Below are 14,443 nucleotides of genomic sequence, written 5' to 3' on the forward strand. Positions count from 1 at the left end.
TCTCTATTCTGGTAATGCTTGCGATGCCAGCTTCAATGTGGCGGGGATCTTCAACCAACAGCCGTCCCCGTCTGGCATAATTTGCTCTATAGCCACCTGATCGGCCTTAACGGCCAGTACCCGGCCATGGTTTCTACCGACATAACTTCCTTCCCGCACCCTGACCAATGCGCCATCGGGGGTATGGATCAACGCCCACTCACTAGTCCCACCACCTATCACGCCACGCATACTGAGCTGATCAAGCGAAAACCCCTCCAATGGCGATGTTCGCTCCCTCTGTCTCGGCTGCCAGCACGCCTTTCCTGCTTCCCTTCCGGGGATGCCTGACTCATGAAGAGGTCGTTGGAAGGGAGAACGCTCGCTACTCATCGTAAACACCTGCGCCACAAAAACCGGTTGCTCATCCAGCGGTTCAACCCGGGCAACCGCCTGCTGATATGCCTGGTTGATAAACAGCTCGACTGAGTCATCATTGGCTTGGCATCCCATCAGTCCCAGCCAGAGCCCGAGGACAATAATTGGCTTGATCGTCATGCTCCCTCCATTGACGGTGCCTTGAAGCGATAGGTCGTTGCCGCCACCTTAAGCTGAAGCACTCCCGGCCGGGACTGGCTCCGGCGCAAATCGATATCCTTCAGCGAGACAATGCGTGGCAGTTGAGCAATATCGGCAGCAAAGCGGCCAATATCCTCATAGCGGCCCACCACATTGATATGGAGTGGCAATTCGAAAAACAGCGGGTGTTCAACCCGAGCAGCCCACTCAATACGCTGAAACTCAAGCCCATTGCGCACTCCGATATCATTCACACTGGCCAGCAGACTCGATAGCTCATCCTCTTCGGGCAACTGCTCCACCACTTGCAGGTAGCGAGCATGCAACATATCCACCTGTCTACGGACTTTCGGCAACGCCGCCACCTGGTTGGCCCGCCGGACAAGCTGCAGCCGCAGCTCCTGCTCTTGGGACTTTAGCTCTGCCAGGCTGTCGAGCCGGGGAGAAACCCAATACCAGTACCCAGCCAATGCCACGACACCAGCAACGATAAGGACAACCAGTGCCTGGGCCGTCAACGGCCAATCGGGCATTTCATCAAGTTCCAAGTCTTGCCAATCAATCATTGCGGCTCCTTCCATCGCTGCTGGCCGGCGATGAGGCCAGCACAAACGACGCCTTAAACTGGATCAAGGCTTCTTTGTCATGGTCGCGGACTATCGAGTGCATGGTGACATCCCGTACCCACTTTGATTGTTCGGCATTGGCCAGCAGAGTCGCCAGATGCCCGTTCGATTCCCCTTTGCCACTGAACCTGACCTGTTCGCCAGTCAGCGAGATATCATCGAGATACACCCCCTGCGGCACCAAACCGGGCAGCAATCCGAGCAACTGAGTGATATGGTTGCGGCCTTTTTGGATATCGGTGATCACGCTCAGCCGCTTGAGCAGGGCTTCTCGCTGGGTATCCATCTCCGGCAGCAGCGAGAGCTTGTTTTCAAGCACACTGATTTCCTGTTGTATCCGAGTATTGCGCCCCGACTGAATATCGAGTTGCATCTCGAACAACCAGCCGCCCGAGCCAACCAGCAAGACCGCCACCACAACAGCCCCGCCCAGCATCAAGCCGAAGCGCTGCCGGTAGCGCTTTTGCCCCTCTTCCCGCCAAGGGAGTAAATTGACTTTTGCTATCATTCGCGACACCCTCTGATAGCCAGCCCCGCAGCCACGGCAAATTGACCGAAGGAGCCGCCTTCGAGCATAAGATCCAGCTTGGCCGAACGACGAAATCCAAACAGCGGCTCTATCCTGCGAACAGATATCGACAGCATCCTTGCCAGCATTTCCTCGATAACATGGTGCTGCCCACCGCCCGACAACCAAATCCCCTGAAGAGGAGAGCGAGGATAGGTGGTGCTATAGAGCTGCAATTGCCGCTTCAGCTGGTCCGCCAACTGCTTGGTAAACAGTTCGGCCCGGCTGGCGTTACCGCCGCCTACGGGCAGGCTCTGCGCTATCTGCGCCATTGCCTCACACCCCATTGCCAGCTCCCGCCGATAAACCGAACCGGTCGGTCCCCGGATCCCAATAGCCGTCGCTGTCTGGCCAATATCGACCACCCCCCAGTCGCCATCGCGGCCTTGCCGCTCGGCCAGATACTGCTCAAGCCATACCAAGGCATGGGTTTGCAGTTCCACCACGGTTGGGGAGAGCCGGACTTGGCGCAGCGCGTCCACCCGGCTATCGACGTTTTCCCGACGGGCTGCATAAACCTGAACCGGGTGGGTCTGTGCCGGTTCGCCAAATGACTCCGCGGGGATAGGAAAGAAATCCAGCCTGAGCTCTTCGACAGGGAACGGCGACGAGGCGCTGATCGCCTGCTCAACTGCAAACACTGACTCCTCTTCCGTGAGATGGCTATCAAGCTGGATCACCTTGCTGATGATCGCGCTATCGGGCAGGGCCAGCACCGCCCGCCGCGCGCCAAAGGGCAGCCCCTTCTTTAATTTACGCACTGCTGACAACAACGCAGGGGCATTTACGCTACCCTGGTTGTTTAACACTGGGGTGGGCAATTCCACTTCGGCAAAGGCAACCAGCTCGAGCTCTGACTTTTTCTGTCGTAAGGCCACGGCTTTAATGCTGTGATGGCCGATATCAATCCCAATTGTTAGTGGGTTCCGAAACATACCGTGCTATGCTCCCTCTTAGACAGAAAAGCAAATTACTTATTTAAAACAAACACCGGCAATTTAGCGTTAATTTTCCATTAGTTACCCTTATACTATTAGTGGAAACCGATGAAACGCATGAATGTTGGTGTAACGGGAAATCTCAAGTGAAGTTCATAAAGCGATTACTCATATTTGCAATCATTTGCATAATTCTTGGAGTCACTACAATTTTTGGTTTTTACCTTTACGTAAAACCAGAACTGCCTGATGTTGCCACCCTGAAAAATGTTGAATTACAAACACCTATGCAGGTATTCAGCGCCGACGGCAAACTGATTTCCCAGTTTGGCGAACAACGCCGGATCCCGCTAACGCTTGATGAAATCCCACCGCAGATGATCAATGCGGTTCTCGCAACAGAAGATAGCCGCTACTACGATCACCCGGGCATCGACCCGATTGGTATCGCCCGAGCGGCATTCGTGGTCGCCACCTCTGGATCGGCCAAGCAGGGGGCGAGTACCATCACCCAGCAGCTTGCGCGTAACTTCTTCCTCTCCAACGAGAAGAAGATCATGCGTAAGGTCAAAGAGATTTTCATTGCCATCCACATCGAGCAGCTGCTCAGTAAAGATGAAATCCTCGAGCTATACCTGAACAAAATCTACTTGGGTTACCGAGCCTACGGGGTGGGTGCTGCGGCACAGGTGTACTATGGCAAAGACGTCAGCCAGCTGACTCTGAGCGAAATTGCGGTGATTGCCGGCCTACCAAAAGCCCCATCGACCATGAACCCACTCTACTCGGTGAGCCGTGCCACGGCCCGCCGTAATGTGGTGCTGGGCCGTATGCTGGCTGAAAACCACATTACCCAGGCAGAGTTTGACCAAGCCCGCGCTGAGCCCGTCGTCGCCCGCTATCACACCGCCGAAATCGAGCTCAGCGCTCCATACTTTGCCGAGCAAGCTCGCGCCTGGATGATCAACCGCTACGGTGAAGATGCTTACACCTCAGGCATGCGTGTCTTTACCACGGCCGATCCTAAGCTGCAGACTGCAGCCCAGCAGGCAGCCATTGATAACCTGCTAGGTTATGACCAACGCCACGGCTTCCGCGGGGCGGTTGAAACACTGTGGAAATCGGGGCAAACGGCATGGTCAGACGAGCAAATCAACGACCACCTTACCAAGCAGCCAACTTATGGCCAGCTCGTCCCAGCCGTGGTAACGCAGGTGGAGGGCAAAACGGCTACCGTACTGGCTAAAGGCGGCGAACAGCGCACTCTTGGCTGGGAAGGCATGAAGTGGGCCCGCAAGTTCATTACCGATGACCGTCAGGGGCCAGCTCCGAGCAGCGCCGATGATATTTTGGCTTCCGGCCAGCAGATCTGGATCCAGCAGCGCGGTGAAAACTGGGTACTGAGCCAGGTGCCTGATGCCAATACGGCTTTCGTCGCAGTTTCACCACAAGACGGTGCGGTCAAAGCCATGGTCGGCGGTTTCAACTTCGTCCACAGCAAATTCAACCGCGCCACCCAGTCGGTTCGCCAGGTCGGCTCGGCCATCAAACCGTTCATCTATTCGGCTGCACTGGACAACGGTATGACCTTGGCAAGCCTGGTCAACGATGCCCCGATCAACCGCTGGGACCAGAGTATGGGGACCGCGTGGCGTCCGAAGAACTCACCACCAACCTACAACGGCCCTACCCGCCTGCGTATTGGTCTGGCACAGTCTAAGAACGTAATGGCCGTTCGCGTGCTGCAGAATGTCGGCCTGGACGAAACCATCGATTTCCTGACCCGTTTCGGCTTTAAAAAGCAAGATCTACCTCGCGCCGAGCCTCTGGCTCTGGGTGCCGGTAGCCTGACCCCGCTGGAAGTCGCACAAGGCTTTGCCGTGTTTGCTAACGGCGGCTACTACGTCGAGCCACACTTCATCGATCGTGTTGAAGACCCGAATGGCAACGTGGTGTACCAAGCCAGTCCAACAGTCGTCTGCAGCGAGGAGTGCCAGTACCAGCAAGGCGTAGCATCTGCGCAGCCAACCTCTAACCCGATCCTCGACGACATTGCACTCAGTGAAGAAGTGCTGGTTGACGAGCCTCAGCAGGCTGGGCCCCATTACGCCCAGCAAGTGATCTCAGAGCAGAATGCCTTCTTGGTCCGCGAGATGCTGGAAAGCAATATCTGGGGTGGCGGTGACTGGCGCCACGGCACGGGCTGGAACGGTACGGGTTGGCGTGGCCAGGTGCTCAAACGCCGCGATATCGGTGGCAAAACGGGCACCACCAACGACTCAAAAGATGCTTGGTACTCTGGTTTTGCCCCGGGTATTGTCGCCACAGCCTGGGTCGGCTTCGATGATCACAGCCGCAACCTTGGCCGTACAGCCTGGAACAATAACGATGACAAAAACCAGATCTCAGGCGCTGAAGCGGGTGCAAAAACCGCCCAGCCAGCTTGGATCGAGTTTATGAAAAATGCCCTGGAAGATGTCCCGGTACAGCGCAAGCAGCTACCGGAGCACATTATCCAGGTCCGTATCGACCGTGACAGCGGGAAGCTAAGCAACCAGAACGACTACACCTCGATGTTCGAATATTTCGAGGAAGGCACCGAGCCAACGGAGTCGGTCAGCGACTCGGTTTCAGAAGGCATTTTCGAATCAGATAGCTCTGACGAGCTGTTCTAAACCTCGTCAATCCACAGCTAGCAGTCAAAACCAAACAGAGCGCCTCGGCGCTCTGTTTTTTATTTGCCTTTCCAATATCAGGCAGGCAACTGCGCTTCCAGGTGACCCTGGATCAACGCCGCCAATTTTTCATAGCGCCCTTTTAGCGGCGAGCCTGGACGATAGGCCAAGGTGATCAACCGGCTCGGGACCGGATCTTCGGCTGCAATATAGCAGACCCCGTCCCGGCGCTGCTCTTTCGGGGTCGCCAGCTTGGGCATCAGGGTGATCCCGCTGCCCGCCGCGACCATATTGCGCAGGGTTTCCAAACTGGTCGCTTTGAAACTACCGTCTTCCTGTGCCCCGGCGGCAAAACAAAATCCCATCGCCTGATCCCGCAAGCAATGGCCGTCCCCCAGCATCAGCAATGTATGGCCATGCAACTCTTCCATCGGCAGCGACTGGCGTTGCGACCAAGGATGGTCTTCTGGCACCGCCAGTACCATCGGCTCGTGGTAGAGCGGCAACTCGATAAACGGCTCACTTTCTTTCACCGCAGCCAGAATGATGCAGTCCAGCTTACCGTCTTCCAGCTGCTGTACCAGTTGATGGGTTTGCGCCTCATGAAGAAACAGCTCCAGCTCGGGAAAGCTGGCTTTTATCTTGGGAATAATATGCGGCAGCAGGTACGGCCCGACCGTCGGGATAAACCCGATATGCAAAGGCCCAGACATGCTGCCCCCCTGCTCACTGGCCAACTCGGTCAGCACCTTGACCTCCAGCAGTACCTTTTGCGCCTGCGCCACCAGCGCCAAACCGGCATCGGTAAACAGCACCTTGCGGCTGGTACGCTCCAGCAAGGCCACGCCCAGCTCTTCTTCCAGCTTGCGGATCTGTCCGCTCAAGGTCGGTTGGCTGACAAAGCAGGCTTCGGCCGCCTTGCGGAAATGCTTGTGCTCGGACAGCGCCACCAGATATTCGAGATCACGGATATTCATCAGTTACCACTTTGATAGAAATTAACTATCAAAACCATAGCACCAAACGATTAGAGCTATCAATGTCAAAATTGCATAATCATCACATCAACAGGGAGCAACGAAGACAAGGCTCCGGTTGCAACAAACAACGCATTAAAATTCAAAGGAAATAATCATGTTCGCATCTAAAGAAGGCCAAGCAATCCCTCAGGTAACTTTCCACACTCGTCAGGGCGACCAATGGGTCGATGTTACGACACAAGAGCTGTTTGCCAACAAGACGGTGATTGTATTTAGCCTCCCAGGTGCATTTACCCCAACATGCTCATCCAGCCACCTGCCTCGCTACAACGAGTTGGCTTCGGTCTTTGCCGAGCACGGTGTTGACGACATTCTGTGTGTATCAGTCAATGACACCTTCGTGATGAACGCATGGCAGGCGGATCAGGAAGCAGAGAACATTACGTTCATTCCGGACGGCAACGGCGAGTTCTCGCAAGGCATGGGTATGCTGGTCGGCAAGGAAGATCTCGGCTTCGGTGCCCGCTCATGGCGCTACAGCATGCTGGTGAGAAACGGTTTGGTTGAAAAAATGTTCATCGAAAACGACGAGCCGGGCGACCCGTTCAAGGTGTCTGATGCGGACACCATGCTGAGCTACATTGCCCCTGAGCATAAGCTACAGGAGTCAATCACCGTCTTCACTAAGCCAGGCTGCCCTTTTTGTGCCAAAGCGAAGCAGAACCTGATCGACAAAGGCCTGAACTACGAAGAGGTGGTACTGGGCAAAGATGCCACCACCGTTAGCCTGCGCGCTATCTCAGGTCGCAGTACGGTCCCTCAGGTATTCATCGGCGGTCAACACATCGGTGGCAGCGAAGAACTGGAAGCCTACCTAGGCTAATCCGCCACCTACCGACAAAGGGCCCGCCAGGCGGGCCCAGACCGGCAAAAAATATTGCAGGGCTTGACGGCAAGAGCGTTTCTGGCCCAGCTTGATTGAAGAGAAGAAGATATGAAAACCCTGAATGTTGATGTTGCAGTGATCGGCGGCGGTACCGCAGGACTTGGCGCTTACCGTGCAGCCAAAGCCCATACCGACAGCGTTGTGATAATCGAAGGCGGCCCTTACGGCACCACTTGTGCCCGCGTCGGCTGCATGCCATCTAAACTGCTGATTGCTGCGGCAGAAAGCGTTCACCAGATCGAAAAAGCTCCTGGTTTCGGTATCCACCCACAAGGTGAAATCGTGATCAACGGTCGCGAAGTCATGGACCGTGTGAAGCGCGAGCGCGACCGCTTCGTTGGCTTTGTTCTGGAAGGGGTGGACGAGATCCCAGCCGGAGACAAAATTGCCGGCTATGCCAAGTTTATCGACAACAACACCCTGGTTGTTGACGGTTATACCACCATCCATGCCAAACGCATTGTGATTGCCACCGGTTCACGCCCGGCCTACCCTGAGGTGTGGAACGAGTTGGGTGACCGCCTGATCATCAACGATGACGTGTTCAACTGGGATGATCTGCCAAAAGCGGTGGCGGTTTTCGGCCCGGGTGTTATCGGCCTTGAGCTCGGCCAGTCACTGAAACGCCTAGGTGTGGAAGTGGTAATGTTCGGCCTGGGTGGCCAAGTCGGCCCGCTGACCGACCCGGAAGTCATGGCCTACGCCAACAAGACTTTCAATGAAGAATTTTACCTCGATGCAGACGTACGCATCGAGAGCATGAAGCGTATCGGTGACGAGGTTGAGATCCAATACCTCGACCAAGAAGGGGCGCTGCAAGTGATCAACGTCGAGTACGTGCTGGCCGCGACCGGACGCCGCCCTAACGTCGACAAGCTGGATATCGACAACACCACCATGGAGTTGGATGCCCGCGGAGTACCGGTCGCCGATTACTACACCATGCAGACCTCGGTTGACTCGATTTTCGTCGCCGGTGATGCCAGCAACCAAATTCCGCTGCTGCACGAAGCCGCAGATCAGGGTCGTATCGCCGGTGACAATGCAGGCCGCTTCCCGGATATCCGAGCTGGCCACCGCCGCTCGAAGATTTCAGCGGTGTTCTCGGACCCGCAGATTGCCATGGTCGGCGAGACCTACAAAGAAATTACCGAGCGCCTGGGTCTATGCGGCTGCTTCGAGACCGGTGAAGTGTCGTTCGAAAACCAGGGCCGCTCCCGTGTGATGCTACGCAACAAAGGCATCCTGCATGTCTACGGTGAGCAAGGCACCGGCCGCTTCCTGGGTGCAGAGATGATGGGCCCGAATGCCGAGCACCTGGCACACCTGCTGGCCTGGGCACACCAGAACAAGATGACGATTGCCGACATGCTGGATATGCCGTTTTACCACCCGGTTATCGAAGAAGGTGTCCGTACTGCGCTGCGCGATCTGAACGCCAAATTGCACTTAGGCCCTGAAATGATCAAGCATTGTCTAGACTGTGGCCCGGGTTGTTAAGACCAAGACCAGACTGAACAGAACTCTCCCTTGCATTACCGAACCGCCCTCCTTGTGAGGGCTTTTTTTGTTTCCGGCAGCTGTCATCAAAGATAAACTGGCTCGAGTAAATAAAGGAGAATAACCACATGGGATGCCAAGCCTGCACTCGCTCTGAATTCTGGCACAAACTCGGACGCTGCCGACGTTGTATTCGCCAGTTATCAGTATTAAGCCCGTTTGGCTGGTTCATCTGGCTTACCTTCTACCGCCACCAGCCGGCCACCATCGAAGCCATCACCGTCTTTGTTGCCGCCAGCAGTACGACCTTGCTACTGCTGGCCCATGGCATTCGCGCGTGGCAACTGCGCGTAAAGGCTACTCGAGCAAAGTCGGTAGATAAAAAAAGCCCGACATAATTGCCGGGCAAATAGACTAAGAGAATCGTATCATGCTGGCGCTAAGGCTCAGGCCACATTGATCGTCGGGATAACCTGCTCCTGATCCATGCGAACTTCCAGCGCCACTTCGTCACAGGCATGTTGGCGCGGACAGCGGTCACAGTCTTTCATCACCTTCTCAGGCAACAGCGATTTCGACGTCGGTACAAAACCTTGCTTCATGAAGAATTCCGGTACCCGGGTCAGCACGAACACTTTTTTGATCGCCATCTGCCCAGCTTTCTCAATCAGGTACTCGACTATCGCCTTGCCCTGCCCCTGCTGCTGCCAGCCCGCTTCCACGCCCAGCGAACGAATTTCGGCCAAGCCTGAATCGTAGACATACAAGGATGCACAACCGGTAACCGTTCCATGATGCTCAGCAACGGCGAACGAGCCGATATCACGCACCAGTTCATTGCGCATCCGCGGCAGGTTCTCGCCAAGGCCGGCCCAGTAAGCAACCATCCCCTCGAGCGCATCAAGATCGGTCAGACGCGCCCCCCTTACTTTCACCCCAGGCGAGTAGCGTTTCTCGAGACGCTTCTCTGCTTGACCAATGGCAAAGTCGACCTGATTCGGTGCCACACCGCCCAAGGCGCAGCGCTTCTCCAAGCAAGACTCAATGGTGAGGATTGGATATACGTCCTCGTCAATGACCTCGGAGAAGGCCTTCATCTCGGCCAGCGACAGCTCTTCAAGCGCACAGCCTTTCTCGATCGCCGCAACGACGGCGACACCGACAATATGGTGGGCCTCACGGAACGGGATCCCCTTGGCGACCAGATAATCTGCCAGCTCAGTGGCATTGGAATAGCCCTGCATCGCCGCTTCCAGCGTCCGCTCCTTGTTGACCTTGATGCCTTCAAAGCACAGTGCTGCCATTTCCATGCACTCATACCAGCTGTCGAGTGCATCGAAGAGCCCCTCTTTGTCTTCCTGCATGTCTTTGTTGTAGGCCAATGGCAGCGCCTTGACTGTCATCATCATGCCGGTCATCGCGCCGTAAACCCGGCCGCATTTGCCACGGATCAGCTCCAGGGCATCCGGATTCTTCTTCTGCGGCATCAGGGACGAGCCGGAGGTGACGGTATCGGCCAGCTCGATGAAGTTTGATTCACCGGAGTTGTAGAAGATCAGATCTTCTGCCATCCGCGACAGGTGCAACATCGAAATCGATGCGGTCGACAGCAGCTCCATCACATGGTCGCGATCCGACACCGAATCAAGACTGTTGCGGGTCGCTCGCTGGAAACCCAAGCTATGGGCCAGCACCTCACGGTCAATCGGGTAAGCGGTACCAGCCAGCGCGCCGGAGCCCAGCGGGCAGGTATCCAACCTGTTCAGCGCATCAGACAAACGCGAGTAGTCACGTTCGAACATCTCGACATAAGCCAAGCACCAATGGGCAAAAGTGACCGGCTGGGCCCGCTGCAAGTGGGTGTAGCCCGGCAAGACTGTCGCTTGGTGCTGGCGAGCCACCGTTACCAGCTGGTTCTGCAGCTGATCCAGCATCAACAGCAACTGCTGTCCCTGCTGGCGACACCACAACTTGAGATCGGTCGCTACCTGATCATTACGCGAACGCCCGGTATGGAGCTTCTTGCCCAGGTCACCGACCTTACCGATCAACTGCTGCTCAACCCAACTATGGATATCCTCAGCATCAGAACGCAAAATCTGCTCCGGATCTTCCATTACAGCCAGCTTCAGCTCGTTGAGTGCCAGCTCGAGGCGCTGCTGCTCCTCGTCGGTCAGCACATTGACCTGGCGCAGCGCCTTCGACCAGGCGATCGAGCCGACGATGTCCTGCTCCGCCAAACGGTAATCAAAACGCAATGAATCGTTGAACTGCTTAAACCGTGTGTCAGCCGCCTGACTGAACCGTCCGCCCCATAGTGCCATGGCCTTTCTCCTGTGTATCTTGCTCGACTTGCTCGTTATTTATAATGTCGTGGTCTGGGTTATTTCTTCTGTTCGTTCAGCGCACGGATACGACTTGCCAGCGAGTAAAGGCGGATGAAACCACCAGCATGGCTGTGGTCGTATACCTCGTCCTCACCGAAGGTGGCGAACTCTTCGGAATACAGGCTATTGGCCGAACGCTTCTGTACTACCGTAGCTTGGCCTTTATACAGTTTGACAACAACCTCACCGCTCACATCTTGTGACAGCTCTTGTGCGGCAGCCAGCAAAGACTTGCAAAGCGGCGTGAACCAACGGCCATCGTAGATCAGGTGGGACGCTTTGAGGCCAATGCTTTCACGGAACTCAAAGGAGTCTTTGTCCAGTACCAGCTGCTCTACCGCACGCAGGGCTTCATTCATAATGGTGCCGCCCGGGGTTTCGTAACAGCCACGGGATTTGATGCCGACCAGGCGGTTCTCGACGATGTCGATACGGCCAATGCCGTGCTCGGCACCTTTCTCGTTGAGGTAAACCAGCGCGTTGTATGGCGACATGGCTTCACCGTCCACCGCGACAATTTCGCCCTTCTCAACCAGGATCGAAACTAGCTCAGGTTTATCCGGCGCCGCTTCAGGATCCTTGGTCCATACCCAGCACAGTTCATTCGGCTGGTTCCACGTCTCTTCCAAAACACCACCTTCAGTAGAGATATGCCAAGCATTGGCATCACGGGAGTAGATTTTTTCCAGCGAGGCAGAACAAGGGATATCGCGCTCGGCCAGGTAATCCAGCAGGGCTTCACGGCTGCGCAGATCCCATTCACGCCACGGTGCAATCACTTCTAGCTGCGGTGCCAGCGCCGCATAGGCACTTTCGAAACGGACCTGATCATTACCTTTACCGGTACAGCCATGGCAAAGGGCATCAGCACCGACTTCCAGCGCACACTCAACCTGCGCCTTGGCAATAATTGGACGGGCCATCGAAGTACCCAGCAGGTACTTGCCCTCGTAAACCGCACCGGTCTTCAAGCTTGGGTAGATGTAATCCTTGACCATCTCTTCTTTCAGATCGGCGATGTAGCAGGCCGATGCACCAGAAGCCAAGGCTTTCTCTTCGATGCCTTCCAGCTCTTCCTCACCCTGGCCGACATCGGCCACGAATGCCACCACTTCGCAGTCATAGTTTTCTTTCAACCAAGGAATGATTGCCGAGGTGTCCAGACCGCCGGAATAAGCCAATACCACTTTATTTACTTTGCTCATAACTCTCTCCTGATGCCTGTTCGACGGTCTTCCCGCTCAGGCGTTATCTCAATCCATATGTACTAATGTGTGTCTTAACTGTGTTCTTTACCGTAGGCATTACGCCTGCGGAGAAAATTTGGTCCCGATGCTCTGGCCATCAAACAGCGCCGCCAGTTTGTCCGGGTAGCGCCAGGTCGCCACTTCAATCGAGCGCCCTAGGGCATTGGCGGCTTCAAAGGCGGCGCGCACTTTGACGACCATGCCATCGGTGATCACCGCCTGAGCGATCAGTGTTTCAGCCTGTGTCTCGGTCAGCTCGCTGATCAGCTTGCCTTTGCCATCCAGTACCCCGCTGACATCCGACAGCAGTACCAGCTCACCGTCCAGGGCTGCCGCGACGGCCACCGCAGCCTGATCGGCATTGACATTCATCAGCTGGCCGGTGCCATCAAGGCCAATCGAGCTGACAATCGGCAAGAACCCCGCCTGCATGATTTGACTCACCAGACTGCTGTCCCCCGGCTCGGCCTTGCCCACCGCGCCCAGCTCAGGATCCAGCTCGGTCACGTTACACAGGCCACCATCGGCCAAGCTCAGGCCGACCGCAGCAACACCCGCTTTCTTTGCCTGCCCCTGCAGCAGCTTGTTGGCAGTACCAGCCAATGCTCCGGCGATGAAAGGGATCTGCTCAACCGGCGTGACCCGCAGGCCTTCTTTTTTCACCGTGTCCAGCTGCAACTTGGCCATCAGATCATCGACCAGGTAGCCGCCGCCATGCACCAGAACCAGCGGGCGCTGCGCCTGCTGCTGGTAGGTACCGATCGCACCAAATAATTTTTCTAGGGTTTCACCGCAAGACAGCACTGCACCGCCTAGCTTTATCACCAAAGGAACCTGACTCATTGCTACTCTCCTGACCGTTAGACCAACGCTGTAAGCTGTGGAAAACCATTTCGAATATTTATGCACTGCATCGCTTGCGATGACGCGCCCTTGAGCAAGTTGTCAATCGCAGACGTTAAAATTATGTGTCTATCCTGTATCTGCCAACCGATATCACAGAAGCAGGTGCCGACCACACTCTGCAGCTTCGCCGCCTGCTGGCCCAGCAAACGAACGGCATGCTTGTCGCCGTCAGCGGCATAGGCAGCTTGCATCGCAGCTTCAACCTGCTCAGTGGTGACACCGTCGACCAGCTTGGCAGTGATGGTCGCCAAGATCCCTCGCTTGAAGTTGCCGAGATGGGGAGTAAAGATCACCTGCTGGCCGAGGTGGGTGGCGATTTCAGGCTGGTGGCGGTGGCTGAAAATACCGTAGGCCTGCAGGCTGACTTCGCAAAAGCTGTTGGTCATTGATGCCTTGCGGCCTGCCCCGGACACACCACTGACTGCGTTGATCACCGGCCACTGCTGGGTATCCAATAGCTCACTTTCAAGTAGTGGTTTTAAAGCCAACTGCGAAGCGGTTGGGTAACAGCCCGGCACAGCAACGAGCTGGGCGCTGGCAATAGCATCATGGTTCCACTCGGCAAGGCCATAAACCGCTTTCTCCAGCCACGTCGGGAACTGGTGCTCAAAGCCATAGTACTGGGTATAGAAAGTGTCACCCTGCACCCGAAATGCCCCTGACAAATCAAACACCTGACAGCCACGCACCAAAAAAATCGGCGCCAAGTCATGACTCACTTCATGGGCGGTTGCCAGCAGAACGATATCTCCTGCCTGGGCGACATCCTGTGGTGAACAAAGCGGCTGTAACGGCAAGTCGACAACGCCTTTTAGCTGACCGTGGAGTTCACTGATCGGCTTGTTAGCATCGAGGCTGTTGGCTGACACATATAAACCTGCCAGCTTGAGGTGTGGATGTAGGTGTACCATTTTGGCCAGCTCTGCGCCGGTGTAGCCGCTGGCACCGATAATATGGGTGTTCAACATAATCAATCCGTGTCTTTTGGTTTGTGGGTGCTTTGGTTTAGAGGGTGGAGCTAGCAGCCAGGCTGCCTCGAGATGGGGTGCGCAGAGGCACCAAGCGAAACTCAGCGTCGTCGGAGGGCGTGTTGTGATTGGCTAGTCGCTTGG

General features: G+C 55.8%; 13 protein-coding genes. 4 read left to right on the top strand and 9 right to left on the bottom strand.

The genetic code is table 11. The features are described from left to right. Positions 1-3 precede the first annotated feature (3 nt). From C9J03_RS04495 to pilM, 4 genes are read right to left on the bottom strand one after another with little or no spacing between them, the layout of a single operon-like run. Positions 4-537: a pilus assembly protein PilP gene (locus tag C9J03_RS04495; protein WP_052260980.1), complete on the bottom strand. Its 534-nt coding sequence runs from the start codon at positions 535-537 to the stop codon at positions 4-6. Then, positions 534-1,124 (bottom strand): type IV pilus inner membrane component PilO, encoded by a 591-nt coding sequence (locus C9J03_RS04500; protein WP_044622368.1) that lies wholly within the window; start codon positions 1,122-1,124, stop codon positions 534-536. Before C9J03_RS04500 ends, C9J03_RS04495 begins: the two co-directional genes overlap by 4 nt. Beyond that, positions 1,117-1,692, bottom strand: coding sequence for a PilN domain-containing protein (locus C9J03_RS04505; protein ID WP_044622367.1), 576 nt, complete (start codon positions 1,690-1,692; stop codon positions 1,117-1,119). Before C9J03_RS04505 ends, C9J03_RS04500 begins: the two co-directional genes overlap by 8 nt. Beyond that, positions 1,689-2,687, bottom strand: coding sequence for a type IV pilus biogenesis protein PilM (pilM, locus tag C9J03_RS04510; RefSeq protein ID WP_044622366.1), 999 nt, complete (start codon positions 2,685-2,687; stop codon positions 1,689-1,691). The genes C9J03_RS04505 and pilM overlap by 4 nt, the downstream gene beginning before the upstream one ends. A gap of 149 nt (positions 2,688-2,836) precedes the next feature. On the opposite strand from pilM, the gene C9J03_RS04515 reads away from it, so the two are divergent. Next, complete coding sequence (locus tag C9J03_RS04515) at positions 2,837-5,365, top strand: penicillin-binding protein 1A (protein ID WP_044622365.1); 2,529 nt, start codon at positions 2,837-2,839, stop codon at positions 5,363-5,365. Positions 5,366-5,442: 77 nt separating this feature from the next. Here the strand turns inward: C9J03_RS04515 and oxyR are convergent, their stop codons facing one another. Beyond that, complete coding sequence (oxyR, locus tag C9J03_RS04520; protein WP_039469026.1) at positions 5,443-6,342, bottom strand: DNA-binding transcriptional regulator OxyR; 900 nt, start codon at positions 6,340-6,342, stop codon at positions 5,443-5,445. A gap of 157 nt (positions 6,343-6,499) precedes the next feature. On the opposite strand from oxyR, the gene C9J03_RS04525 reads away from it, so the two are divergent. From C9J03_RS04525 to C9J03_RS04535, 3 genes are all read left to right on the top strand, one after another. Next, positions 6,500-7,228 carry a glutathione peroxidase gene (locus C9J03_RS04525; protein WP_044622364.1) on the top strand — a complete coding sequence of 243 codons (729 nt, stop codon included), beginning with the start codon at positions 6,500-6,502 and terminating at the stop codon, positions 7,226-7,228. A 111-nt stretch (positions 7,229-7,339) separates the two neighbouring features. Next, positions 7,340-8,791, top strand: coding sequence for a dihydrolipoyl dehydrogenase (locus C9J03_RS04530; RefSeq protein WP_044622363.1), 1,452 nt, complete (start codon positions 7,340-7,342; stop codon positions 8,789-8,791). Between the two features lie 128 nt (positions 8,792-8,919). Then, positions 8,920-9,189, top strand: coding sequence for a DUF3624 domain-containing protein (locus C9J03_RS04535; protein ID WP_044622362.1), 270 nt, complete (start codon positions 8,920-8,922; stop codon positions 9,187-9,189). Between the two features lie 48 nt (positions 9,190-9,237). On the opposite strand, the gene argH is transcribed toward C9J03_RS04535, so the two are convergent. The 4 genes from argH to argC all read right to left on the bottom strand — a co-directional run bounded on the left by argH (position 9,238) and on the right by argC (position 14,299). After that, positions 9,238-11,115 (bottom strand): argininosuccinate lyase, encoded by a 1,878-nt coding sequence (gene argH, locus C9J03_RS04540; RefSeq protein WP_044622361.1) that lies wholly within the window; start codon positions 11,113-11,115, stop codon positions 9,238-9,240. A gap of 59 nt (positions 11,116-11,174) precedes the next feature. After that, complete coding sequence (locus C9J03_RS04545) at positions 11,175-12,383, bottom strand: argininosuccinate synthase (protein WP_044622360.1); 1,209 nt, start codon at positions 12,381-12,383, stop codon at positions 11,175-11,177. 99 nt (positions 12,384-12,482) lie between these two features. Next, complete coding sequence (gene argB, locus C9J03_RS04550) at positions 12,483-13,268, bottom strand: acetylglutamate kinase (RefSeq protein ID WP_044622359.1); 786 nt, start codon at positions 13,266-13,268, stop codon at positions 12,483-12,485. A 17-nt stretch (positions 13,269-13,285) separates the two neighbouring features. Beyond that, entirely contained in the window at positions 13,286-14,299 is a 1,014-nt protein-coding gene (argC, locus tag C9J03_RS04555; protein ID WP_044622358.1) for an N-acetyl-gamma-glutamyl-phosphate reductase, read from the bottom strand. Between the last annotated feature and the right edge of the window lie 144 nt (positions 14,300-14,443).

This window comes from Photobacterium gaetbulicola (assembly GCF_003025515.1).
GTDB classification, from domain to species: Bacteria; Pseudomonadota; Gammaproteobacteria; order Enterobacterales; family Vibrionaceae; genus Photobacterium; species Photobacterium gaetbulicola.